General features: G+C 73.3%; 23 protein-coding genes. 9 read left to right on the forward strand and 14 right to left on the reverse strand.

Annotation, left to right across the window (positions count from 1 at the left end):
• Window positions 1-20: 20 nt before the first annotated feature.
• On the reverse strand, window positions 21-686 hold the full coding sequence (locus ACFVGS_RS00895; RefSeq protein WP_384409327.1) for a Tat pathway signal sequence domain protein: 666 nt from the start codon (window positions 684-686) through the stop codon (window positions 21-23).
• A gap of 576 nt (window positions 687-1,262) precedes the next feature.
• Here ACFVGS_RS00895 and ACFVGS_RS00900 point away from each other — a divergent pair.
• The 3 genes from ACFVGS_RS00900 (at window position 1,263) to ACFVGS_RS00910 (ending at window position 3,530) form a co-directional block, all read left to right on the forward strand.
• Entirely contained in the window at window positions 1,263-2,210 is a 948-nt protein-coding gene (locus tag ACFVGS_RS00900) for a TetR/AcrR family transcriptional regulator (protein ID WP_385689048.1), read from the forward strand.
• A gap of 187 nt (window positions 2,211-2,397) precedes the next feature.
• A complete protein-coding gene (locus ACFVGS_RS00905) occupies window positions 2,398-3,051 on the forward strand; it encodes a DUF6230 family protein (protein ID WP_384409331.1) in 654 nt (217 codons plus the stop codon).
• A 2-nt stretch (window positions 3,052-3,053) separates the two neighbouring features.
• Window positions 3,054-3,530 carry a DUF6114 domain-containing protein gene (locus ACFVGS_RS00910; RefSeq protein ID WP_385689050.1) on the forward strand — a complete coding sequence of 159 codons (477 nt, stop codon included), beginning with the start codon at window positions 3,054-3,056 and terminating at the stop codon, window positions 3,528-3,530.
• A gap of 224 nt (window positions 3,531-3,754) precedes the next feature.
• On the opposite strand, the gene ACFVGS_RS00915 is transcribed toward ACFVGS_RS00910, so the two are convergent.
• On the reverse strand, window positions 3,755-4,105 hold the full coding sequence (locus ACFVGS_RS00915; RefSeq protein ID WP_385689053.1) for a winged helix-turn-helix transcriptional regulator: 351 nt from the start codon (window positions 4,103-4,105) through the stop codon (window positions 3,755-3,757).
• A 99-nt stretch (window positions 4,106-4,204) separates the two neighbouring features.
• Between ACFVGS_RS00915 and ACFVGS_RS00920 the strand changes: the two genes are divergently transcribed.
• Entirely contained in the window at window positions 4,205-5,104 is a 900-nt protein-coding gene (locus ACFVGS_RS00920; protein ID WP_385689056.1) for an NAD(P)-dependent oxidoreductase, read from the forward strand.
• 121 nt (window positions 5,105-5,225) lie between these two features.
• Here the strand turns inward: ACFVGS_RS00920 and ACFVGS_RS00925 are convergent, their stop codons facing one another.
• Both ACFVGS_RS00925 and ACFVGS_RS00930 read right to left on the reverse strand, forming a co-directional pair.
• Window positions 5,226-6,392, reverse strand: a complete 1,167-nt coding sequence (locus ACFVGS_RS00925) for an alpha-hydroxy-acid oxidizing protein (RefSeq protein ID WP_385689059.1) — start codon at window positions 6,390-6,392, stop codon at window positions 5,226-5,228.
• Window positions 6,393-6,541: 149 nt separating this feature from the next.
• Window positions 6,542-7,123 (reverse strand): Type-2Aa cytolytic delta-endotoxin, encoded by a 582-nt coding sequence (locus ACFVGS_RS00930; RefSeq protein WP_385689062.1) that lies wholly within the window; start codon window positions 7,121-7,123, stop codon window positions 6,542-6,544.
• 279 nt (window positions 7,124-7,402) lie between these two features.
• Between ACFVGS_RS00930 and ACFVGS_RS00935 the strand changes: the two genes are divergently transcribed.
• From ACFVGS_RS00935 to ACFVGS_RS00950, 4 genes are all read left to right on the forward strand, one after another.
• A complete protein-coding gene (locus tag ACFVGS_RS00935) occupies window positions 7,403-8,581 on the forward strand; it encodes a beta-propeller fold lactonase family protein (RefSeq protein ID WP_385689065.1) in 1,179 nt (392 codons plus the stop codon).
• 95 nt (window positions 8,582-8,676) lie between these two features.
• Window positions 8,677-9,165 carry an NUDIX hydrolase gene (locus ACFVGS_RS00940; RefSeq protein ID WP_384409345.1) on the forward strand — a complete coding sequence of 163 codons (489 nt, stop codon included), beginning with the start codon at window positions 8,677-8,679 and terminating at the stop codon, window positions 9,163-9,165.
• An 89-nt stretch (window positions 9,166-9,254) separates the two neighbouring features.
• Complete coding sequence (locus tag ACFVGS_RS00945) at window positions 9,255-10,139, forward strand: DUF6585 family protein (protein WP_385689068.1); 885 nt, start codon at window positions 9,255-9,257, stop codon at window positions 10,137-10,139.
• Between the two features lie 112 nt (window positions 10,140-10,251).
• On the forward strand, window positions 10,252-11,049 hold the full coding sequence (locus tag ACFVGS_RS00950) for a VOC family protein (protein ID WP_384409349.1): 798 nt from the start codon (window positions 10,252-10,254) through the stop codon (window positions 11,047-11,049).
• Between the two features lie 71 nt (window positions 11,050-11,120).
• Here the strand turns inward: ACFVGS_RS00950 and ACFVGS_RS00955 are convergent, their stop codons facing one another.
• The 10 genes from ACFVGS_RS00955 to ACFVGS_RS01000 all read right to left on the reverse strand — a co-directional run bounded on the left by ACFVGS_RS00955 (window position 11,121) and on the right by ACFVGS_RS01000 (window position 21,865).
• Entirely contained in the window at window positions 11,121-12,713 is a 1,593-nt protein-coding gene (locus tag ACFVGS_RS00955) for a hypothetical protein (RefSeq protein ID WP_385689071.1), read from the reverse strand.
• Window positions 12,714-12,895: 182 nt separating this feature from the next.
• A complete protein-coding gene (locus tag ACFVGS_RS00960; RefSeq protein ID WP_384409353.1) occupies window positions 12,896-13,090 on the reverse strand; it encodes a hypothetical protein in 195 nt (64 codons plus the stop codon).
• 125 nt (window positions 13,091-13,215) lie between these two features.
• Window positions 13,216-13,887 carry an ABC transporter ATP-binding protein gene (locus ACFVGS_RS00965; RefSeq protein ID WP_384409355.1) on the reverse strand — a complete coding sequence of 224 codons (672 nt, stop codon included), beginning with the start codon at window positions 13,885-13,887 and terminating at the stop codon, window positions 13,216-13,218.
• Complete coding sequence (locus tag ACFVGS_RS00970; protein ID WP_385689074.1) at window positions 13,880-15,007, reverse strand: ABC transporter ATP-binding protein; 1,128 nt, start codon at window positions 15,005-15,007, stop codon at window positions 13,880-13,882. The genes ACFVGS_RS00965 and ACFVGS_RS00970 overlap by 8 nt, the downstream gene beginning before the upstream one ends.
• Complete coding sequence (locus tag ACFVGS_RS00975; RefSeq protein WP_385689077.1) at window positions 15,004-15,888, reverse strand: ABC transporter permease; 885 nt, start codon at window positions 15,886-15,888, stop codon at window positions 15,004-15,006. Before ACFVGS_RS00975 ends, ACFVGS_RS00970 begins: the two co-directional genes overlap by 4 nt.
• Window positions 15,881-16,873, reverse strand: coding sequence for an ABC transporter permease (locus ACFVGS_RS00980; RefSeq protein WP_385689079.1), 993 nt, complete (start codon window positions 16,871-16,873; stop codon window positions 15,881-15,883). The genes ACFVGS_RS00975 and ACFVGS_RS00980 overlap by 8 nt, the downstream gene beginning before the upstream one ends.
• The gene (locus ACFVGS_RS00985) at window positions 16,870-18,504 is read right to left on the reverse strand and encodes an ABC transporter substrate-binding protein (protein WP_385689082.1); all 1,635 of its coding nucleotides are present in this window, start codon (window positions 18,502-18,504) and stop codon (window positions 16,870-16,872) included. Before ACFVGS_RS00985 ends, ACFVGS_RS00980 begins: the two co-directional genes overlap by 4 nt.
• Before the next feature lie 120 nt (window positions 18,505-18,624).
• Window positions 18,625-19,710, reverse strand: a complete 1,086-nt coding sequence (locus ACFVGS_RS00990; RefSeq protein ID WP_385689084.1) for an acyl-CoA dehydrogenase family protein — start codon at window positions 19,708-19,710, stop codon at window positions 18,625-18,627.
• Window positions 19,707-20,900, reverse strand: coding sequence for an acyl-CoA dehydrogenase family protein (locus ACFVGS_RS00995; protein WP_384409367.1), 1,194 nt, complete (start codon window positions 20,898-20,900; stop codon window positions 19,707-19,709). Before ACFVGS_RS00995 ends, ACFVGS_RS00990 begins: the two co-directional genes overlap by 4 nt.
• Window positions 20,897-21,865 carry an NADPH:quinone oxidoreductase family protein gene (locus ACFVGS_RS01000; RefSeq protein WP_384409369.1) on the reverse strand — a complete coding sequence of 323 codons (969 nt, stop codon included), beginning with the start codon at window positions 21,863-21,865 and terminating at the stop codon, window positions 20,897-20,899. Before ACFVGS_RS01000 ends, ACFVGS_RS00995 begins: the two co-directional genes overlap by 4 nt.
• A gap of 119 nt (window positions 21,866-21,984) precedes the next feature.
• On the opposite strand from ACFVGS_RS01000, the gene ACFVGS_RS01005 reads away from it, so the two are divergent.
• A complete protein-coding gene (locus ACFVGS_RS01005; protein WP_385689088.1) occupies window positions 21,985-22,383 on the forward strand; it encodes a hypothetical protein in 399 nt (132 codons plus the stop codon).
• Window positions 22,384-22,390 lie beyond the last annotated feature (7 nt).

The raw sequence follows: 22,390 nt of genomic DNA on the forward strand, positions 1-22,390 counted from the left end.
TTCGCAGCCGGCGCCCGTGTTCAGTTCACGAACACCACCGGGCTGCCGGCCTGACTGGTGTCGAGCACCGGGCCGTACTTCGCGCTGAAGTAGCCGCTGGCCGGACAGGTGCCGGGTCCGCTGTACTTGCTGAACAACTGGTCGGTGAAGGTGAGCGAGTTGTCGGCGTTGGACGGCGTCGCCGTAAGGCTGTTCGCCCGGTAGACGCAGGTCGTCGTGCCGAGGATCGTGCTGATCTTGAGCGTCGTCTGGATCGGTCCCGCGGCGCCCGCGGTGACCGTGAGCGAGCCGCCGGAGGTGACGGCGGCGGCGAACGGCAGGTTGTTGACGGTGATGCTCTGCACGCCCGTGGCGCCGACGATGTTGGTGGTGCAGCTGCTGAGGGTGTGCGCCGTGACCGTCTCCGTCGCGGTGCCGGGAGCGGCCGGGTTGCCGGTCACGGTGGCGGTGAAGGCGGACGTGCCGCAGGTGATGCCCGTGCTGCCGCCCTGGGTGGTGGCGATCCTCGCCTTCGTACCGGAGGCGAGGGAGGCGGACAGGACGTCACCGGTCGCTACGGCGGTGCCGCCGGCGCTTCCGGTGGTCAGGACCTCGCCGGCGGAGGCGGTCGCGGAGGCCGAGGCGGTCACCGCGAGCACCGCGGCGACGGCGGCGCCGAAGGCCGCGGAGAGAGCACGCTTGTCCATGGGGGTTCCTTTCGCGCGAAGGCGGAGGGTGGAAGAACTCGGCGGTCAGCGTGGGTCGTTGGGGGTCGTTGCGGGGTTGGGATCGTTGGGGGTTGGGGTCGTTGGGGGTCGCGGAATGAGTCGCTGCGTGGGAACGTGCGCGCGTGGGGACGTGGCGCACGGAGGGGCTGCGGGAGCGCTCGCCACGCGGGGATCACGTCATGCACCCGCCGCACGGGCACACGTCCGGGCACGGCGTACGGCCACGGCGCGCGGGCACGGCTCGCGGGCCCGACGGCCGTCGTACGAGTGCGGGGAAACGGGTGCCTGGGCACGGTGAGGCGATGGCGTGGTGACGCGGCTGCGCCATGACGGCGACGGCCGCCGCCGGAGAGTTCCGGCGCCACGGTTCTCCGGCGGCGGTGTCGCGATACGGGGTGGAGCGTAATACTCGGTGTGCGGTGCGCGGCGGCGGCGCATCCCGTCCCACTGGGGTGCGGCTCCGCCGGTGCTCGCCCGGAACACCGAGAGGAAAACCCACGAGGGTTGTAATCCTGTCGAGTATGTGACGTCAACAACCGCAGAAGGATGTGGCCGATGACGAGCGTTCGCGGCGCCGAGGAGGATCTGGTCCTGCCGGGGGCCCGCACGGGCCGCGAGCCCGAGCGCTCGCTGCGCCCGGGGCCGCGCCGGCTGAGCCCCGAGCAGGTGGCCTCACGACAGCGTGACCGGCTGCTCGACGGGGTGGCCCGCACGGTCGCGGCGAACGGCTACACGGGCGCCCGGATCAGCGACATCTGCCGGGCCGCCGGAGTGACCCGACCGGTCTTCTACGAGCTGTTCTCCGGCAAGGAGGACGCGGTGCTCGCCGCCTTCCGGGGCGGCACGGAGACGGTGGTACGGGCGATGCAGCGGGCGTACGAGGAGCGGGGCGGCGCGGTGGCCTGGCCGGCCGCGGTGCGGTCGGGGCTCGAGGTGCTGCTGACCCTGCTCGCGCAGAACCCGGCCTTTGCCACCATGGTCGTGGAGATCGAGTCGGTGGGGCCGGCCGGGCGCCGGGCGCGCTCCGAACTTCTGGCCAGTTTTCGCCGGTTCTTCGCGGACGCGCCACCCGGTCCGCCGGAGGTCGCGCGGGCCGAGCTCGTGGACGCGGTGGTCGGCGCCGTCCACGCGGCGGTGCTCCGGGCGGTGGACGAGGGCCGGTTCACCGGGACGGCGGGGACAACGGTCTCGGCCGGGACGGCGGGGACGACGGGGAAGGCCAGGACGACTGGGGCGGCAGGGGCGTCGGGAACGCCAAAGGCACCAAGGACGCCAGGGACGATCGAGGCGGTGGGGGCGGCGGAGGCAGATGGCGGGCTGCGCGGGCTCCTGGACGTGCTGGTGCACGTGGTCGTGTCACCCTTCGACTGCCCGACGGATCCGAAGCAACCGGACGGCGAGGCCGAAGAGGACGGCGAGGCCGGAGAGGACAGCGGCAGGGCCCCCGGCCGGGCCGGCGGCGGCACCGCCGAGCGGCGCTCCGGAGCCCCGCTCGACTCCTGACGGAGCATCAAACCCTATTTGTTACTGACCGGTTGACGCGCCCTGTTACCGCGCGTACGGTCCGTTACGGTTCCCTGCGGCACCGCTGCCTCCGCACGAGTCCGGGAAGACCCAGGTGGATGGGGAACCGTCCGCGCCAGGACGTCGTCGCCGCGCTCCGTTACCCCAGTCACGTCAGGAGCGACGCATGGCCCTGCCCGAAGGCACCACCGCACCCGGGTCGACGCCCGACCCGGCCGATTCCGCAAGGCGCGGCGGCGTCCGCTACCGCCGCGCCGCCCTGATGGGCGTCCCCGCCCTCCTCGCCGCCTCGACCCTGGTGGTGCTCACCGCCCAGGGTGCGCTCGCCGCCCAGTTCGCCATCTCCGGCATGCCGTTCACCGTGACCGCCGACTCCCTCGAGGGCAGCGGCTTCGGACAGTTCGGCGCGCTGGACAACATGGCAGAGGGCAGCCCGAACGCGGGCGACACGGGTGGTCAGGTGCTGGTCATCGTGACCGCGTTCCGCGAGGCGAAGCTGACCAACCTGTGCCAGAGCGTGGAGCTCGGCGGGACCCATCTGCTGATCACCGCGGGCAACAAGGGCATCCCGGTCAAGGCCTCCGGCCTGACCACCGACTCGACCGAAATGGCAGCGAAACTCGCCGAGTTCGAGAACATCGAGATCGGCGGGGACGCCAGCACCTTCGACAAGCCGCCGGTCAAGGGCCCGCTCGGCTCGTTCGGCCAGCAGGCCGACACCGTCAGCATCAAGAACGTACGGCAGAACAACTACGCCACGACCGCGACCCGGTTCACCCTGCCCGATCTCCACATGGGCTTCAGCTCGAAGGGCTGCTGAGGATGACGTCGGGCACGGACGAGGCCGCGTCGCCGCCTGGGGCGGGCACCCGGCGGGCGGCACGGCCGGACGGCCGCCGGCACCCCTGGCGGGCGTTCCGGCGCTGGCAGCACCGGCGGCCCTTCGGGGCCGGCCTCGCCCTCGCACTAGGCGGCGCGGAGATCCTGCTGACCCAGCGGGCCAGCGTCTCGGTGATCCTCACCGCCGGCGCCGACAGCCTCGCGGGCTACGTGCTGCCGATCATCATGACGGTCTGCGGGCTGCTCATCGTGTTCAACCCCCGCCAGCGGCTCTTCTATTCGGTGATCGGCGTCCTCGCCTCGCTCGCGAGCTGGGTCACGTCCAACCTCGGCGGCTTCTTCATCGGCATGCTCCTCGGCCTGGCCGGCAGCTCCCTGGCCTTCGGCTGGCTGCCGGACCGGCCCCGTCGACGTCGTCGGCTGCGCCGCCGGGGCCGCCGTACCGAGGAGGCCGCCTAGGCGGCTTCCGGTGCCTTCACCCCTCCCGTGGCTCGCCGCCACACCCACTTTTTTGTGGGTACTTGTCGCGCGTCGGGCCACGGGAGAGCCTTGTGGTGGCCGAGGGAACGGACACCGGAAGGAGGATGACGAGGCGTCACACGCCTCGGGGGCGTACGCGACACCGGAAGCCACGGAACATCGTGGGCGCACGAAGCGCCTGGGCGCCCCGGGCGCCGGGAGTCTCAGGAGACGGCCCGCTCCGCGGTCATCCGGTCGAGTCGACGGTGGCCCCACACCGACAGCGCAGCCAGCGCGACGGAGAGCTCGCGGCCCTCGTCGGTCAGCGAGTAGACGGTCTTCGGCGGCACCACGTCGAACGCCTCGCGGTGCACCAGACCGTCCGACTCCATCTCCCGCAGGGCCTGGGTCAGCACCTTCTCGCTGATCGCCGGGACCTTCCGGCGCAGTTCACCGGGCCGGTGCGGGCCTGATTCCAGCAGCCAGAGCAGCAGGGTCTTCCACTTGCCGTCGATCACCGCGACGGCGGCGGTGACCCCGCACACGTCCGTGTCCCTGGCTCGCACGCGCCCCATCGTCCTCGTCCTTCCCTTCCTTCGGCATGCCGTTCCGCGCCGGCCCGGCCGTGCCTACGTCACCTACCTCACTTATCTCATTTACAAGGGAGTTCACCCATGTCTTCTTCCCCGCAGCCCGCCACGCAGCCGGCCGCCGTCACCGTGATCGGTCTCGGTCCCATGGGCCGGGCGCTGGCCGGCGCGTTCGTGGCCGCCGGGGTGCGCACCACCGTGTGGAACCGCACGCCGGGACGTGACCGCGAGCTCGTCGAGCGCGGCGCCGTCGGGGCGGCGAGCACCGCCGAGGCGGTCGCCGCGAGCCCGCTGACCCTGGTCTCCCTGGTCAACTACGACGCCTCGGACGCCGTGCTGCGCCAGGAGGCGGTCACGGCCGCGCTCAAGGGCCGCGCGCTGGTGAACCTGACGGCCGACACCCCGGAGCGGGCCCGGGACACCGGGCGGTGGGCCGCCGAGCACGGCATCGCCTATCTCGACGGGGCCATCATGACGCCGACGACGACCATCGGCACGCCGCAGGCGGTGTTCCTCCACAGCGGCCCCGAGGAGCTGTACCAGGAGCACCGGCCGGTGCTCGACGTGCTCGGCGGTACGCACACCCACCTCGGCGAGGACGTCGGCCGGGCCGCCGCGTACGACATCGCGCTGCTCGACATCTTCTGGACCTCGATGGCCGGCTACATGCACGCGCTCGCCGTGGCGGGCGCGGAGGGCATCAGGCCGGGCGAACTGGTCCCGTTCGCCCAGGGCATCGGAGCGATCCTGCCGCCGCTGTTCCAGGAGTTCGCCGAGGACATCGAGAGCGGCACGTACTCCGGTGAGATCAACCCGCTGACCTCGGCGGTCTCGTCGATGGCCCACATCGTGCACGCCTCCGAGGCGCACGGCATCGACGCGGGCGTGATGCGCGCCGCCGAGGGCCTGGCCCGCAGGACCGTGGGCCTCGGTCACGGAGCCGACGGCTTCTCCCGGATCGCGGAGGTCCTCGGCCGGCGCTGACCCCGCATCGCGGTACCGCACGGCCCCGCGCCGCCTCGTACGGCACCGCACAGCACGGCACCGCACGGCGCGGCACCGCACTTGCCCCGCACGGTGCCGCGCCGCGCTCCCCTCCACCTGCTCAGATCCTGCGCAGCGCACCCTCCGCGCGCAGGTCGGCCAGGGTCGGGTAGCCGTCGACGGCCATGATCAGGTCGGCCTCGGCGAGGAGCGAGCGCAGCACGTGGACGATGCCGTCGGTGCCGTCGAGGGCCAGGCCGTAGGCGTACGGCCGTCCGACGGCGACGGCGGTGGCACCGAGCGCCAGCGCCTTGACCACGTCGGCGCCGCTGCGGACGCCCGAGTCGAAGAGCACGGGCAGTCCGTCGGCGGCGGCGACCACCTCCGGCAGCGCGTCGAGGGCGGGCAGGCCGCCGTTGGCCTGGCGGCCGCCGTGGTTGGAGCAGTAGATGCCGTCGACGCCGCCGTCCCTGGCCCGGCGGACGTCCTCCGGGTGGCAGATGCCCTTCAGGATCAGGGGCAGTTCGGTGAGCGAGCGCAGCCAGGGCAGGTCGGCCCAGGTCAGCGGCTTGCCGAAGATGCCGGTCCACTCCAGGACGGCGGCCTGCGGGTCCTCTTCGGGCGTCTTGGCGAGCCGGGCCCGGAAGACGGGGTCGGAGGTGTAGTTGGCCAGGCAGTGGCCGCGCAGCTGGGGGAAGTTGCCGGCGGCGAGGTCGCGGGGGCGCCAGCCGGTGACCCAGGTGTCGAGGGTGACCACGATGCCGCGGTAGCCGGCCGCCTCGGCGCGGTGGACCAGGCTCTCGGCGAGGGCGCGGTCGGTCGGGGTGTACAGCTGGAAGAGGCCCGGGGTGTCGCCGGACTCGGCGGCGACGTCCTCCAACGGGTCGACGCTCAGCGTGGAGGCGATCATCGGGACGCCGGTGCGGGCGGCGGCGCGCGCGGTGGCGAGGTCGCCGTGTCCGTCCTGGGCGCACAGGCCGATGACGCCGACCGGCGCCATGAGCAGCGGGGTGGGCAGGCGGAGGCCGAACAGCTCGACGGAGAGGTCGCGTCGGTCGGCGCCGACCATCATCCGGGGTATCAGGCCCCAGCGCCGGAAGGCCTCGGTGTTGGCCCGCTGGGTGCTCTCGTCGCCCGCGCCGCCGGCGACGTACGACCAGACGGAGGGCGGCAGCGCGGCCTCGGCACGTCGTTCGAGCCCGGCGAAGTCCATCGGGAGCCTGGGCAGGGTCCCGAAGAGCCCGTTGAGGTAGATCTCGTTCTGGTAGTCGCCGAACCGCTGGTTCATCGATGCCCCTCACCCTCGCGCTCGCCCGCGCGCGCTCACTCGCGCGCTCGCCCTCGCCGTGCCCTGCCAGGCTTCCGGCACGGACGCTACCTTCCGGTAGGGCGGTTGACCACGGCCCGGGACGGCGGGCCTGGCGCGGTCGCGGAGGGTCAGGCGGTGGCGAGGGCGAGGTCCTGGCGGACCACGATCGCGTTGAGCCGGATCGCGAACGGCACGGTGTCGGTCATCCCCAGGGTTCCGACGCGGGCCTTGTCGCGGCCGATGGTGACGTCGATGCAGAAGGCGACGGCGTACAGGTACGCGCCCGTCTCCTCGTCCTGGAGGGCGAAGAACACGTCACGGTAGTAGCGGGTGCTGTCCGGGCCCTCCTCGTAGTACGAGAGGCCCTGCAGGCCCTCCTGCTCGGCGAGGCCCGTGAACGCGCTGACGAGCTCGCGCTCGATCGTCTCCCAGAACGCGGCTTCCGCCGCCTCGGGGGGCAGCGCCTGGCGCACCGCCTCCTTGAGGGAGAGCACCATCACCAGGACGGGGGCCTCGTCCTGGAGGCCCCAGCCGCGGACCATCCGCACGATGTCGCTGTCGGGGATCGCGGCTGCGGCGTCGCGGATGTGGTCGAAGTCGAAGTTGACGGTGGCCGGGGCGATGGCCTCCTGGAAGGCGCGGGCCAGGGCCTCCGCCTGACCGAGGTGGGCCGGGGCCACCTCGATGACCGTCTTGAAACTGGCGGCCAAGACTCCTCCTTAAACATTTTGTTGATCGAGGGGGCGTCAGTATGCCGCAGCGCTGCCGGGCGGTCGCGGCCGGGTCGTACGAGGCACCGATGCCCGGGTCAGCCGAACGGCTGACCCGCTCGGACGAGAACGGCCCGAGCATGGGAGACGGGGTCGGCCCCACCCGCCCCGTCCGCCCTCGTGGCGGCTGCGCGACCGGCGCGGCCCGACGCCCGCCGGTCGAGCGCCCGTCGCCCGATCGTGCGCCGCCCGACCGCTCGACCTCCTGGGAGCCCGCCGATGAACCGAAGCCGTGCCCTCGCCGTACTGGCCGCCTCCGTCGCGCTGCTCGCGGGCTGCGCGCAAGGCTGCGGCGAGCCCACCCCGGCCGGCGAGCCCACCCGGTCCGGCGAGCCCGCCCGGTCCGCCGAGAGCCGCCCGGCCACCACGGCCGCGCCGTCCGCCGCGGGCCCCCGAGCAGGCTCGGGAACGACGAGCGGCGCCACTCCCTCCGGCACCCTTCTCGTCGCCGACTTCGGCTCCGACACCGTCACCTTCGTCGACCCGGCCCGCGGCGCCTTCGCCTCCGTCGAGGTCGGCACCGCCCCGTACGGGCTCGTCGTGGGCGCCGACGGCCGGGCCTGGGTCGCCACCGCCGAGGGCGTCGCCGTCGTGGACACGAAGACCCGCACGCGCCTCGCCCTCGTGCCGTACCGCACGGCCACCGGCCCCGCCACGACGGGCGAATACCGGGGCGGCGGCATGGGCATCGCGCTTTCCCCCGACGGACGACGGGTGTACGTCGGCGTCAACGTGCCCGGCGGCAACGGCACCCTGGAGGTGATCGACACCGCCGCCCTGAAGGTCACCGACCGGGTCCCGGTCGGCCGGCGGCCCTTCGACGTGGACGTCTCGCGCGACGGCTCCGAGGTGTACGCGACGAACCACGACTCCTTCGACGTCACCGTCGTACGGGCGGACAGTCTGAGCACCCGCCGGATCGAGGTGGCCCCGTACGGCACCGAGGGCGGGCTCGGCTCCTGGCTGAAGCCGCACTACACGGCGGTGCGCCCCTCCGACGGACGCCTGCTGCTCCCGTTCGAGGGCGAGAGGCTCGTGGTGGTCGACCCGGCCACCGGCCGCTCCGAGGTCCTGCGGATGACGGCGAACACCCATCAGCACGGCACCACGATCACGCCGGACGGCACCCTTCTCACCGTCGGTACGGGCCCCATCGACCCCGCCGCCGACCGCGGCCCCTCGCTCACCGTCCGGGCGCCGGACGGCACCGAGCGGGTCTTCCCGCTGGACGGCCCGCACGAGGACGTCGCGGTGTCCGATGACGGCCGCACCGCCTACGTGACGGGCGGCTTCACCCGCGACGGGTACGGGGACGGCCTGACCGTCGTCGACCTGACGGACGGTTCCTCGCATCGGCTCGCCGCCGGATCCCGGCCGCTGGGGATCGCGGTCCTCTAGTGCCTGTCCGGCGGCCGCAGGTGTGCGGAGGCCAGGGGACTGTCGGTGCCATGGTGTTGGGTGGGAGGCGCACCGACCCCGTACGAGGAGACACCATGACCGACGCCGCCCCCGCCCACCGCAACGTCCTGCCGCCCGCGGCCCAGGCCTCCCTGGGCGCGGGTGTCGTGGTGACGGACGCGGCCGGCCGCGTCCTGCTCGGGCTGCACCGCTCCGGAGTGTGGGAGCTGCCCGGCGGCAAGGTCGACCCGGGCGAGTCCATCGAGCAGGCCGCCGCGCGCGAACTCGCCGAGGAGACGACGCTCGTCGCCGACCCGGCCGACGTGTCCGTGATCGGTCTGGTCCTCGACACGGAGACCTCCGCCGAGCTGACCCGGCTGACGGCGGCGACCGTGGTCCACGCCCACACGGGCACCCCGGCCGTCGCCGAGCCCGACAAGATCGAGCGCTGGGAGTGGTTCGCGCCGGACCGGCTGCCCGACGCCCTGTTCGTGCCCTCCGCCCAGACCCTCAGCTTCTGGCGGCCCGGACTCCCGCTGCCCCGGGGCCCCTTCCACCGTTACGACGTGACGCCGCGCCGTTGAACCCGCGCAGGCCCGACGGCTCGCCGACGCCGCCGACACCCTGGCTCGGCCCCGGCACCGGTGACATCATGCCGTCGGGGGGATGCGCTATGGAGCGACTCGACCGGGGACTCGACCGGGCGACGGTGCCTCCGCCGAGTGAGGCGGCGACGCGTGCCGCGCGCGAGGCGGGACTGGGTGTCTACTTACGGGCCTTCAGGGCGCGGCACTGCGACGACGAGCGGGCGTCGGCGCGGCCGGGGCGGCGACGCCGCCGGACGCTGCTCCTGCTCCTCCTGGGGGCGGCGGGTCTCGCGCTCCCGGCGGTCGCCACCCGTTTCGTGGGGGCCTGGCTCGGCGTGCCGCTGTTACTGGTGCCGTTCGGCGCGCTCGGCTGGTTCCTGTGGCGTTCCTTCCGGCCGCCGCCGGCGGGGCTGCGGCCCGAGGAGTACGTGTACCTGTACGAGCGAGGCCTGGTCTGCCCCGGTGCGGGCGGCGCCGCGCGGGCGGTGCCCTGGCGGGCCGTGACGGCGATGCACCAGGACGTCACCCGCACCTATGTGAACGGCGGCTACACGGGCACGCACTACGCGTACCGGCTGCTGACGGGCGGGGGGCAGGGGGTGACCGTGGGCGGGTTCCTGAACGAGGAGACGGTGGCGGGGCCCGCGGACTCGCAGATCCGCGAACTGGCCCAGATCGTCCTGGACGAGACCGTGCGCCGCGCACTGCCGTCGGCCGTGACCGCCCTGGAGGCGGGTGAGCGGGTCGCGTTCGGTGAGGTCGCGGTGGACGGCCGGGGCATCGCGCTGCCGTCGGGGACGGCGCCGTGGGAGCGGGTGCGCGGCTGTGAGTGGCGCGGGGACGGCCTGGTCGTGGTGCGGACGGCCGGGGCGGGCCGCTGGGCCCGCGAGGCGAAGGACATCCCCGATTTCCCGGTGTTCTGGACGCTGGTGAAGGAGCTGTTCCCGCACGCGCGGGAGTACCGTCGCTGAGCGTTCACTCGAACGTCCGTCCGTCACCGTGCGTCACCGAGCGGAGCGGGTCGGACGTGGCTAGCGTGGCCTGGAGACAACGACGTCAACGATCCGGAAGAGAGTCACCGTCATGACCTCACGACCTGAGGGCTCGCCGTGCTGGGCCGACGCGATGTTCACCGACATCGAGGGTGCGAAGTCGTTCTACGGCGACGTGCTGGGCTGGACCTTCGGCGAGTCCTCCTCGGAGTACGGGAACTACACCCAGGCGTACAAGAACGGCAAGGCGGTCGCGGCGGTCGTCCCGCCGATGCCCGACCAGGACGGCGAGACGCACTCGGCCTGGTGTCTGTACTTCGCCTCGCCCGATGTCGCCGCCACCGCCGAGAAGATCAAGGGCGCGGGCGGCACACTGCTGATGGAGCCCATGCAGGTGGGCGACTTCGGCTCGATGTGCCTCGCGCAGGACCCCACGGGCTGTGTGTTCGGCGTGTGGCAGGCCGGTGTCCACGAGGGCTTCGAGCTGCAGGGCGAGACGGGCAGCTATATGTGGGCCGAGGTGTTCACGCGTGAGCCGGCGAAGGCCGACGCGTTCTACACGGAGGTCTTCGGCTACTCGTCGAAGAAGATCAAGGACGAGCACATGGACTACCGGGTCTTCGAGCTCGGTGCCGACCAGGTGCTCGGCCGCATGGTGATGACCGCGGACGACTTCCCGGCCGAGATCCCCGCGTACATCCAGATCTACTTCGCCGTCGACAACTGCGACAAGGCCGTCGAGGCGGCCGAGGCGGCGGGCGGACGCAAGGTCTTCGGCCCGATGGACAGCCCCTTCGGCCGTTTCGCGGCCGTGCTCGACCCGCAGGGCGCGGCGTTCGCGGTGATCGACGTGCGGACGACGGTCGGTGAGATGCCCGAGATGGAGTGATCTCCGCCGAGCCCCTCACGGGATGCGGGTGCCCGGGACCGCGGGGGTCCCGGGCACCCGTGCGTGCGGCCTCAGCCGCCGTCGCGGACGGAGACGATGCCGTTGAACACGCCCACGTAGGCGGTGCCGTCCGGGCCGATGGTGATCGGCGCCCAGTTGTTGTCGTAGGCGGGACCGGTGCCGGTGAGGCGGGACCAGGCGCGCTCGCCGGTGCGGAAGTCGACGGCCGTGAGGTACCAGGCGTCGATGCCGAGGGCGTGCGGGCGCTTCTCGTAGAAGTAGAGCAGCCCGTTCGCGGTGGAGAGCTTCGGTACGGTGGACGGCGAGCGGACGTCGCTCTCCCAGACGGTGTCGCAGCCGCTGCCGTCGGGGCGGACGTCGATGCGGGTGACACCGCCGACGACGCTGCGGCCGAAGGTCAGCGACGTGGGGTTCTCGTAGCCGTAGTTGTTCTCGACGACGAGGCTGTCGCCCCAGCTGATCAGGGAGTTGTCAGTGGTGGAGGCGCCGGTGCCGAAGACCGGGACCTTGCAGACGAGGCGGTCGGCCTCGGCGACGTCCGTACCGCGCCGGTAGACGAGCACGTTCATCCGGTCGTCGGCGTTGTCGGTGATGGCGACGTACCGGGCGCCGTGCTGCCCGAAGAGGTCGGGCGTCGTGCCCGAACCCTGGTTCACCGAGCCGGGTTTGGTACCGGTGCCACGGTCGTAGGTCTGCCGCCACTGGACGCGGGGAGTCCCGTCGGCGTCGGCGCGGAAGCTGTAGAGGGCGTGGTCGGAGACGATGGAGACGCCGTCCTCGGCGACGGAGAAGGAGTTCTGGATCTCCTCGCCGTCGAGCCGGACGGCGCGCAGCGCGCCGGTGGCGGGGTCGACCGTGCCGACCCTGCCGAGGCGGGTGACCCACCAGATGCGGCCCTGCCAGTCGGGCATGACGGAGGTGACGGGGTCGCAGACGCCGCTGGGGAAGAGGTTGGTCCAGCTGACGCAGTCGTGCGGGACGAGCGGGGTCAGGTCCCAGTCGTCCTCGACCACGAACTCCCAGCCGCCGCCCGCCCGCTGACGGTGCGCGATGCGCAGGACGTGCTGGCGGGAGTCGGCGAGCACGACGCGGTCGCGGTCGTCGAGGTAGAAGTAGGCGCCGCCGGAGGTGTCCTTGAAGATCTTCTCGAAGTCGAGGCGGGTGATGGCCTCGACGGTCGAGGAGCGCTGCGGCAGCTGGTACTCGGCGAGGGTGTCCAGGGTGCGCGGGTCGAGCAGCTTGAGCAGGAAGCCGTTGAAGGTGCCGCAGACGGTGAGGAGCCGGCCGCCGGCGTCGAAGGTGACGGTGGCGCACTCGCCGCCGAGCGCGGCGATCTTCTCGCTGTCGACCTTCGGGTCGCGGCCCAGCGGCCCGGAGTAGGGGTGGGTGCCGCTTCCCGCGGCGTCGGCGTGCATGCCGCTGCGGCCGTTGGGGGCGAGGTACGGGTGCTGGGGCGGGGCTTCGCCGGGGACCGGCCGCGCGGTGGCGGGGGCGCCGTCGTAGTGGTCGACGAGCCGGTGGCCCGGGGCGAGCGGTATCTCGTCGGCGAGGGCGGCGGGCGTGGCGAGCGCGAGGGCGGTCGCGCCCACCGCGGCGATCAGCGCGAGTGCGCGGGTTCGCCGGCGGGGCGGTCGGGTGGTCAATGCGGCTCCTCGGGTCCGTGCGAAGGTCGCGCCGGCGGCCGACGCTAGGCCCGAGTGCGTGAGATGTACATGGAAGTGCGTGCGGTTTCACGGGCACTTCATGACCTTGAAACGCTGCTGCGTGCCGAGGTCGGGGCTCAGGGGTCGAAGGGCTCAGGGGTCGAGGCTCGGGGCTTCGGCCCTCAGGGCTTCAGGCTGGACACCACGTTGGCGGTGGCGGCGACGCCGTTCTGGATCGTGGGGGCCATGCTGGTGCTCGCCAGGAAGAAGCCGAGCAGGGCGCAGACGATGGCGTGCGAAAACTTCAGACCTCCGTTGCGGAGGAAGATCACCGCCAGGATCAGCAGCAGCATGACGACGGAAACGGAAATGGCCACCGGACTCATCCTCCTCGCGCCGCACGGGAATTGCGGCGTTCGGCGGACAGTGTGACGTAAGGGACGATCCGGACGGCGGTATGGCAGGGCGGCCATCCGGGTGACTTTCCGGAGCAGGCCGTTCCTCAGGCGCCGGCCAGGGCTTCCGCCGGTTCCGTCCAGTGGACCGTGCGGTCGCACCAGCGTTCCAGGAGCACCCGGTCGTGGCCGACGGCGAGCAGTCCGGTGCCGGTCTCGGCGCGGTAGGCCTCGACGGCGGCGACCAGGGCCGCGGTCGTGGACGCGTCGAGCATCGCGGTCATCTCGTCGCAGACCAGCCAGCGGGGGCGCAGCACCAGGGCCCGGGCCAGGCAGGCGCGTTGCAGCTGGCCGTCGCTGACCTCGTGCGGGCGGCGGCCGAGCAGGTCCTCGGTGAGGCCGACCGCGGGCAGCAGTTCGGCGAGCCGCGCGGGGATCTCGCCGCGTCGCCCGGTGGCCCGCAGCGGCTCGGCGACGAGGTCGGCGAGGCGCAGCCGCGGGTCGGCGGAGAGCCGCGGCTGCTGGAAGACCACGCCGATCGCGGTGCGTTGTGCGCGCGGGGCGCGGTGGCGCCAGGCCCGTACCGTGGTGCCGTCGAGGACGACCCGGCCCGCGTCGGGGCGGTGCAGCAGCGCGGCGACCCGGGCCAGGGTGGACTTGCCGCAGCCGCTGGGGCCGAGCAGCCCGACGGACTCGCCGGCGGCGACGGTGAGGGAGACGTCGCGGAACACCGGCGTACGGCGCTCGTATCCGGCGGTGACGGAGTGCAGTTCAAGCACGGGTCGCTCCCAGGGGATGGTGGCAGGCGGCGCCCGCGAGGAACTCCGGCCGCACCGCGCAGGCCGCGCTCGCCCGGGCGCAGCGCGGGGCGAAGGCGCAGCCCTCGGGCAGGTCGGACAGTGCGGGCGGCAGTCCGGGGACGGGCGTGAACTCCCGCTCCGGCAGGGCGTCCAGGAGTCCGCGTGCGTACGGGTGCCGGGGTCCGGGCTCGCCGAAGAAGCGGGCCGCGGGCGCGATCTCGACGATGCGTCCGGCGTACATGACGGCCACCCGGTCGGCCACCCGGCGGGCTGCCGTCAGGTCGTGCGTGATGAGCAGCAGCGCCTTGCCGCGGTCGGCGTGGCGCCGCAGTTCGTCGGCGGTGCGGTCGACGAGCTCGCGGTCGAGTCCGGTGGTGGGTTCGTCGGCGAGCAGCAGCGGCGCGTCGCCGACGAGGGCGAGGGCGGTGGCGGCCCGCTGGGCGAGGCCTCCGGAGAGTTCGTGCGGGTAGCGGTCGAGGTGCCCGGCGGGGAAAGCGGCTCGCTCGGCGGCGGCTTCCGCCGCGGCACGCCGCTCGCGCCGCGGGGTGTCGGTGAGGGCCCGTACGGTCTCCTCCAGGTGGGCCCGTACGGTGCGCACCGGGGTGAGGTGGGCGGCCGGGCTCTGCGGTACGAGGCCGATCCGCCGCCCGCGTACGGCCCGTGCGAGCGTCCGCTCGTCGGCGGCGAGCAGGTCGAGCACCTCCTGCGGCCGGTCGCCCCGCGGACGACCGGCCTGCCGACCGACGTCCCCGTCCCGGTCGTCGCGCCGGCCCGGGTCCGGCCCCGGCCGGTCCCGGTGGGGCCGCCGCGGGCCGGCCGGGGTCGTCAGGAGGGCCGTGCCCTCCGTTTCCGCGTTGCCGGGGAGCAGGCCGAGGAGGGCGGAGGCGAGGACGGACTTGCCGCAGCCGCTTTCGCCGACGAGGGCCAGGCACTCCCCCGCCGCGAGGTCGAAGTCGGCGTCGGTGACGGCCGCGACGCTCCGGCCGCCGCGCATCCGGAAGCGGACGGTGAGTCCGCGGACGCTGAGGACGGCGTCCGCGGCGCGTTCGGCGCTGACGGCTTCGAGCGCCCGTACGAGGTGCGCGTCAGGGGCGGTCACAGCGTCAGCTCCGATCGGCGGCGCGGGTTGAGCCGGTCGCGCCAGACGCCGACGAGGCCGGCGACGGCGAGGGTCGGCACGATGAGGAAGAGGCCGGGGAAGAGGGTCGGCCACCAGTCGCCGGCGAGCAGCGAGGAGCGTGCGCCCTGCACCAGGTTGCCGAGGCTGGCCTGGTGGCTGGGCAGGCCGAGGCCGAGGAAGGACAGCGCCGACTCGTGCCACATGGCGTGCGGCACCATGAGCACGGCGGCCAGTCCGGCCTGCGGCAGCACGGCGGGCAGCAGGTGCCGCACGGCGATCCGCCAACGGGACGCGCCGCCGGAGATCGCCGCGTCGACGAAGGGCCGGGAGCACAGCGAGAGGACTTCGGATCGGACGATCCGGGCGGTGGAGAGCCAGTGGGTGAGCGCCACGGAGACGATCACGGGCCAGACGCCGGGCCGGAACATGGCGACGACGAAGATCCCGAGCAGCAGGTGCGGCACGGACGAGAACGCGTCGACGACGCGCATGACGAAGCGGTCGACGCGTCCGCCGAGCGCGCCGGCCGCGGCGCCGACGGCGGTGCCCATGACGGTGGCGGCGAGGGCGGCGACCAGGCCGACGAGGAGCGAGACGCGCAGCCCGTAGACACAGCGGAGCAGCAGGTCACGGCCGACGTCGTCGGTGCCGAAAGGATGGTCCCAGGACGGTGGCAGCAGTTTGCGTCCCAGGTCGACGGCCTGCTCGTCGAGCCGGACCAGCGGCGGGACGAGGAGGACGGCGAGGACGACGGCGCCGAGGATCAGGGCAGAGGTCCACAGCCGGACCCGGCGGGTGGCGTCGGCCGGGACGGCGGCGCGGGGCCGTCGGCGGGCGGTCGCGCGCTGCGTGTCAGCCATCGAATCCCACCCGGGGGTCGGCGAGCCCGTAGAGGAGGTCGGAGAGGAGGTTGCCGAGCAGCACGGCGGCGGTGGCGAGCACGGTGAGCGCGGCGAGCAGCGGGAAGTCCGCGGAGACGGCGGCCTGGACGGTGGCGGCGGCGATGCCGGGCCAGCTGAAGACGGTCTCCACGAGCAGCGCTCCGGTGATGAGTTCGGGCACGCGGGAGCCGACGAGGGTGAGCACGGGCAGCATGCCGGAGCGCAGCGCGTGGCCGGTGAGGACGGTGCGTTCGGCGAGGCCGCGGGCGCGGGCGCCGCGGACCGGGTCCTCTTCCAGGGCGTTACCGACGCCCTGGCGTACGTAGAGGAAGAACCAGGGCAGTTGGGAGACGCCGAGGACCAGGGCGGGCAGCACGAGGTGGGTGGCGACCTGGCCGGCGGTGACGGTGTCGCTCGCGGTGTCGGTGAGGCCGCCGGCCGGGAGCGCGCCGAGCCTCAGGGCGAAGAACCAGATGGCGAGCAGGCCGAGCCAGAAGGCGGGCGCGGCTTCCAGGGTGTACGCGAGTGAGCTGACGGCGCGGTCGAGGAGGCCGCCGCGGCGGCGTCCGGCGAGCACGCCGAGGGTGGTGCCGAGGGTGATGGCGACGAGGAAGGCGGTGGCGGCGAGCAGCGCGGACCAGCCGACCCGCTCGGCGATGGCGTCGGCGACGGGTTGGCGCATGACTCCGGAGTCGCCGAAGTCGCCCTGGACGGCCCGGCCGAGCCAGTCCCACCACTGTGCGGGCCAGGGCCGGTCGACGCCGAGGTTGGCACGGATCTGGTCGAGGTTCTCCTGCGAGGCGGTGAGTCCCGCGGTGCCGGCGTAGGCCTTGACCGGGTCGAACGGGGAGGCGGCGGCGACGGCGAAGACCGCGAGGGTGACGCCGAGGAGGACGGGGACGGCGGCGAGTGCGCGCCGTCCCGTCATCCGGGTCATGGCCGCCCAGGGGAGGCGGCGGCTCACTTCGCGCTCGTTCCGCCGCTCTTGGGCTTCCAGTCCTCGATGTTCCACCAGGGGCCGGAGCCGAGGCCGTGGTCGTGCGGCTCGACCTGGGTGGTGAGGCCGCCGGCGGCGGTGTCCCAGCGGTCGCTGACGACGTAGAGGTGGTCGACGTGGGTGAGGAAGGTGTAGCCGGGGTTCTTGACGAGTTCGCGCTGGACGGTGTCGTACGCGGCCTTGCGCCTGGCCGGGTCGCCGGTCCGGCGGCCGTCCTCCAGGGCGCGGTCGACGGTCCTGTTGTCGTACCACGCCATGTTGTTGAAGCCGTCGCCGCCGAGGGTGGACTTCAGGAGCAGGTACTGGTCGAAGTCGGGGTCGCCGGGTGAGCCGCCGCCGGCGAGGACGGCGTCGGTCTTCATCCGCGGTTCGATGACCTCCCAGGTGCCGGCCTGGGTGGTGATCTCGATGCCGGCCTTCTTGGCGTCGGAGGCGTAGGCGAGGGCGTGGTCCTGGCGGAGCCGGTCGCCGGAGAGGTACCAGAGCGGGAAGGCGGCGCGGACGCCGTTCTTCACGCGGACGCCGTCGGGGCCGGGCTTCCATCCGGCCTCGTCGAGGATCTTCCGCGCGCCGGCGAGGTCGTGGCGGCGTTCGGTGCCCTTGGCGAACCAGGGGCTGTCGGTGGGGACGGGTCCGTAGGCGGGCCGGCCCGCGCCTTCGAGGATCTTGTCGACCATGGTCTGCCGGTCGACGGCGACGTCGAGCGCGCGGCGGACGGCCGGGTCGCCGGCGACGCGGTTGTGCGTGGGCAGGGTGACCGTGCGGTAGTCGTAGGTCGTGGCGGTGTAGGTCTTCTTCGCCGTGTCGCCGCTGAAGCCGGCGGCGAGGTTCGGCGGCAGGATCGCGGCGTCGAGGTCGCCGGCGCGCAGCCGGGTGGCGCGCACGTCGTCGTCCTTGACGACGGCCATGGTGAGCTTCTTCACGGCCGGGGCGCCGCCCCAGTAGTGCGGGTTGGCCTGGAAGGTGAGCTTCTCGCCCTTGGACCAGCCGGTGAGGACGTACGGGCCGGTGCCGACCGGCCTGGTGGTGAAGGAGCCGGTGTTGACGTCCTGCCGGCCGGCGACGTGCTCGGGTGCGATGGCGAGGACGGTGCGCTCGGCGAAGGGCGCGTAGGGGTACTTGAGGGTGAAGACGACGGTGTCGTCGTCGGTGGCCCTGACGTCCTTGAGTGCGTCGAGTTCGGTCCGTGACGGGTTGTTGGTCCTCGGGTCGAGGATCGTCCGGTAGGTGAAGACGACGTCCCTGGCCGTGAAGGGCTTTCCGTCGCTGAAGGTCACGCCCTGGCGCAGCCTGTAGGTGTACGTGAGGCCGTCGGCGCTGACGGTGGGCAGCGCGGCGGCGAGCGCGGGCCGCAGCTTCATGCCGGCGTCGAAGGCGAGGAGCCCGTCGAAGATCTTGGAGTTGCCGTCCTTGCCGTAGCCGAGGAGGGGGCTGAGGGTCTCGGGCTCGAAGGCGATGCCGACGACGGCGGAGTCCTGGGGGCCGCCGGAGCCGGCGCCGCCGCCGGGGTTCGAGCAGGCCGCCGCCGTGAGGGCGGTGGCCCCGGCGAGTAGCGCGGCGGACGCGCGTCGGACCGGTCGGGCGGCCGTCCTGGCCATGGTGTCCACACCCCTTTTGAAGATCAACTGTTATTGCGAAGACTTCGCAATTAAACAGTATGTAAAGGAGTGCGGACACATGGGCCCCTTACCGGGCACCTCGGTGGGCGATGCGGACGCTCACCTCGGGGCCGGCAGGTCCATCAGGTCGGCGACGGCGTCCTGGTGCCGGCCGGCCGAACCCAGCGCGATCGAGGCGGACTTCGCCCGCTTGAGCGCCAGGTGTGCCGGGTGCTCCCAGGTCATGCCGATGCCGCCGTGCAGCTGCACGCACTCCTCCGCCGCGTGGACGGCCGCCTTCGAGCAGTAGGCCTGTGCGACGGCGACCGTCAGCTCGGCGTCCGGGGCGCCGGTCGCGAGCGCGTCGGCGGCGGCGCGGGCCGCCGCCCTGGCGCCCACGAGCTCCAGCCAGAGCTGGGCCATCCGGTGCTTCAGCGCCTGGAAGGAGCCGACCGGCCGGTTGAACTGGTGGCGTTCCCTGGTGTGCCGGACGGTCTCCTCCAGGCACCACTCGGCGATCCCCAGCTGCTCGGAGGCGAGCAGCCCGGCGCCCGCGAGGAGCCCCTGCCGGACCGCGGCGCGCCCCGCCTCGGCGTCCGCCAGCCGGACACCCGCGGCCCCGCTCGTGTCGACGACGGCCAGCGGGCGCGTCAGATCGAGCGAGGACTGCCGGGTGACCACGGCGTCCCCGGCGTCGACGGCGTACAGCCCGTCGGGGCGCGGGACGAGGAGGACGTCGGCCGCCGCGGCGTCCGCGACGGCGGGCACGCGGTGAGCGGGGTCGGTCACCGTGCGGGGTGCGGTGGCGAACGGCACGGCCAGAACGGCGACGCGTTCACCGCTCGCCATCCCGGCGAGCAGGTCGGCCGCCGGGCCGCTTCCGGCCTCGAGCGCCAGCAGCGTCCCGGTCGCCACGACCGCGCTGGTGAGGTACGGCGCCGGGGTCACCGCCCGGCCGAGTTCCTCCAGGACCACGGCCGCCTCGCGGTGGCTCGCGCCCTGGCCGCCCAGCTTCTCCGGGACGAGCAGCCCGGCGGCGCCCATCCCGCCCGCGAGGGCGTCCCACAGTCCGGGGAGGTAGGGGCGCTCGTCCTCGATCCGGCCGAGCACCGCCTGCGGGCCGGCCCGGTCGGCGAGCAGCGAGCGGACGGCGGCCCGCAGGTCGTCCTCGGTCTCGGAGTAGAGCAGGTCCGGCTGTCGCGTCATCGGGCGAGGTCCTTCCAGGCGACGTCCTTGTCGTTGCGGGGCTCGGGCGGCAGGCCCAGGACCCGTTCGGCCACGATGTTGAGCAGCACCTCGGTGGTGCCGCCCTCGATCGAGTTGCCCTTGGAGCGTAGATAGCGGTAGCCCGCGTCGCGGCCGGTGAAGTCGACCAGGTCCGGCCGGACCATCGCCCAGTCGCCGTACAACAGACCCTCGTCGCCCAGGAGTTCGACCTCCAGGGCGCTGATGGCCTGGTTGAGCCGGGCGAAGCCGAGCTTCATGGCGCTGCCCTCGGGGCCCGGCTGGCCCGCGACCAGCTGCTGGCGCAGCCGTTCACCGGTGAGGCGGGCCACCTCGGCGTCCACCCACAGGTCGAGCAGCCGGCGGTGCAGGTCGTGGGTGCGCAGGTCGGGACGGTTCCGCCAGGTCTCGGCCGCCTTGCCGATCATGCCGCCCTCGCGGGGCAGCCGGGCGCCGCCGATGGAGACCCGCTCGTTCATGAGGGTGGTCTGGGCGACCCGCCAGCCGTCGCCGACCTCGCCGAGGCGGTGGGCGTCGGGGATGCGGACGTTCGTCAGGAAGACCTCGTTGAACTCGGCCTCGCCGGTGATCTGGCGCAGCGGCCTGACCTCGACGCCCGGGTCGGTCATGTCGCAGACGAAATAGGTGATGCCCCGGTGCTTGGGCACGTCGGGGTCGGTACGGGCGATGAGGATCGCCCAGCGGGCCACGTGGGCGCTGGACGTCCACACCTTCTGTCCGTTCACGACCCACGCGTCTCCGTCGCGGACCGCCCGGGTGCCGAGGGCGGCGAGGTCCGAGCCGGCGCCGGGCTCGCTGAAGAGCTGGCACCAGACCTCCTCGCCGACCCACAGCGGCCTCAGGAAGCGCTCCTTGACCTCCTCGGAGCCGTAGGCGAGCAGGGTCGGGGCGGCCATGCCGAGGCCGATTCCGATCCGGCGGGGATCGTTGTCGGGGGCTCCGGCGGCGGCGAGTTCGGCGTCGACGACGGCCTGGAGCGAACGCGGGGCGCCGAGGCCGCCCAGGCCCACCGGGTAGTGCACCCAGGCGAGTCCGGCGTCGAAGCGGGCGCGCAGGAACTCGGTGCGGCCGGTGGTCGCGGGCGGGTGCTCGGCGAGCAGGCGGCGGGTGCGGTCGACGAGTTCGGCGGCGTCGAGCGTGGTCTCCGTCATGCCCGGGCCCCTTCCGGGAGGACGACGAGGCGGCCGGTGGTGACGCCTTCGGAGAGCCGCTGCACGGCGTCGGCCGCGCCGGCGAAGGGCACGCGCTCGCTCACGTACGGCTTGATCAGGCCCTTGGCGGCGAGTTCGGTGAGGGTCTCGTGGCAGCGCAGGACGGCGGCCGGGTCCTTCAGGTTGTACAGGCCCCAGTGCAGGCCGACGATCGAGTAGTTCTTCACGAGGGCGTGGTTGAGGGTGGGGCTCGGAATGGTGCCGCTGGCGAAGCCGACGACCACGATCCGGCCCTCGAAGGCGACGACCTTGGCGGACTGCTGGTAGGCGGCGCCGCCGACCGGGTCGTAGATCACGTCCGCGCCGCGGCCTCCGGTGGCCTCCTTGACGGCGGCGACGACGTCCTCGGCATGCCGGTCGACGACGGTGTCACAGCCGAGTTCGCGGGCGACGGCGGCCTTGTCGGCGCCGCCGACGACGCCGATGACGGTGGCGCCGGCCGCCTTGCCGAGCTGGACGGCGGCGCTGCCGACACCGCCCGCGGCGGCGTGCACGAGCAGGGTCTCGCCCTCCTGCAGGGCGGCCCTGCGGTGCAGCCCGAACCAGCCGGTCTGGTAGCCGATGTGGAGGGCGGCGGCCTCGGCGTCGTCCAGCGCCTCGGGGGCCGGGAGCAGCGCGGCCGCGTCGGCCACCGCGTACTCGGCGAGTCCGCCGTAGGGCAGTGCGGGCGTCGCGATGACGCGACGGCCGTCCTCGGTCTCGGCGCAGACCTCCACGCCGGGGGTGAAGGGCAGCGGAGGGCGCACCTGGTACTGACCCCGGCACAGCAGCGCGTCGGGGAAGTTGAGGCCGGTGGCGCGCACCTTGAGCAGCACCTGGCCCTCACCGGGCACGGGCCGGTCGGTCTCGTCGAGCTGCATCACCTCGCCCGGTTCGCCGTTCTCGTGCACTCGCCATGCCTGCATCCGGAGCCTCCAGGTGCCGTCGTCCGTCCTGCGTGGGTCGACCGCATACTAAGCGGTCGCTTGGCTTCGCGGAACCAGCCGCGCGAGTCGTCTTTCCGCCGCTGCTAGATTCGTCCGCCATGCGATCACGTGAGTACGACCTCGAGTTCCGCGCCCAGGCCCGTCGGACGAGCGCCTGGGGTGTCGGCCTGCTGGCCGTGGCGGCGCTCCTGTGGACCTGGTGCGCGCTGCTGCTGCTCACGCCGTACGAGGTCGAGAGCCCCGACGGCCGGCACACGCGTGACTGCAGATCCCGGCTGCTGACCGAGTACGGCACGGCCAACGAGGGCCGCCACAACGGCGACCTGTGCGGGGACGAGCGCGACTGGCCCGAGGCCCTGCTGATACTCGGCCTGTCCGTGCCGGCCGCCGTCGCCGGCACGGCGCTCTTCGCCATCGGCACCGTGAGCGGCCGGATGAGCGCCCACTCCGAGACGATGCGCGAACTGGACCGGCTCGCCGAGTCCGGGAAGCCGTAGCACCTGC

It is taken from the genome of Streptomyces sp. NPDC127114 (assembly GCF_042677525.1).
GTDB lineage: Bacteria > Actinomycetota > Actinomycetes > Streptomycetales > Streptomycetaceae > Streptomyces.

Excerpts from the sequence above, each read along its gene's own strand:
- ACFVGS_RS00975 (WP_385689077.1), bottom strand. The coding sequence starts at position 15,888 with ATGGCTGACACGCAGCGCGCGACCGCCCGCCGACGGCCCCGCGCCGCC.
- ACFVGS_RS00940 (WP_384409345.1), top strand. The coding sequence starts at position 8,677 with ATGACCGACGCCGCCCCCGCCCACCGCAACGTCCTGCCGCCCGCGGCC.
- ACFVGS_RS00895 (WP_384409327.1), bottom strand. The coding sequence starts at position 686 with ATGGACAAGCGTGCTCTCTCCGCGGCCTTCGGCGCCGCCGTCGCCGCG.
- ACFVGS_RS00985 (WP_385689082.1), bottom strand. The coding sequence starts at position 18,504 with ATGGCCAGGACGGCCGCCCGACCGGTCCGACGCGCGTCCGCCGCGCTA.
- ACFVGS_RS00900 (WP_385689048.1), top strand. The coding sequence starts at position 1,263 with ATGACGAGCGTTCGCGGCGCCGAGGAGGATCTGGTCCTGCCGGGGGCC.
- ACFVGS_RS00995 (WP_384409367.1), bottom strand. The coding sequence starts at position 20,900 with ATGACGGAGACCACGCTCGACGCCGCCGAACTCGTCGACCGCACCCGC.
- ACFVGS_RS01005 (WP_385689088.1), top strand. The coding sequence starts at position 21,985 with ATGCGATCACGTGAGTACGACCTCGAGTTCCGCGCCCAGGCCCGTCGG.
- ACFVGS_RS00990 (WP_385689084.1), bottom strand. The coding sequence starts at position 19,710 with ATGACGCGACAGCCGGACCTGCTCTACTCCGAGACCGAGGACGACCTG.
- ACFVGS_RS00935 (WP_385689065.1), top strand. The coding sequence starts at position 7,403 with ATGAACCGAAGCCGTGCCCTCGCCGTACTGGCCGCCTCCGTCGCGCTG.
- ACFVGS_RS00925 (WP_385689059.1), bottom strand. The coding sequence starts at position 6,392 with ATGAACCAGCGGTTCGGCGACTACCAGAACGAGATCTACCTCAACGGG.
- ACFVGS_RS00905 (WP_384409331.1), top strand. The coding sequence starts at position 2,398 with ATGGCCCTGCCCGAAGGCACCACCGCACCCGGGTCGACGCCCGACCCG.
- ACFVGS_RS00920 (WP_385689056.1), top strand. The coding sequence starts at position 4,205 with ATGTCTTCTTCCCCGCAGCCCGCCACGCAGCCGGCCGCCGTCACCGTG.
- ACFVGS_RS00945 (WP_385689068.1), top strand. The coding sequence starts at position 9,255 with ATGGAGCGACTCGACCGGGGACTCGACCGGGCGACGGTGCCTCCGCCG.
- ACFVGS_RS00910 (WP_385689050.1), top strand. The coding sequence starts at position 3,054 with ATGACGTCGGGCACGGACGAGGCCGCGTCGCCGCCTGGGGCGGGCACC.
- ACFVGS_RS00950 (WP_384409349.1), top strand. The coding sequence starts at position 10,252 with ATGACCTCACGACCTGAGGGCTCGCCGTGCTGGGCCGACGCGATGTTC.
- ACFVGS_RS00915 (WP_385689053.1), bottom strand. The coding sequence starts at position 4,105 with ATGGGGCGCGTGCGAGCCAGGGACACGGACGTGTGCGGGGTCACCGCC.
- ACFVGS_RS01000 (WP_384409369.1), bottom strand. The coding sequence starts at position 21,865 with ATGCAGGCATGGCGAGTGCACGAGAACGGCGAACCGGGCGAGGTGATG.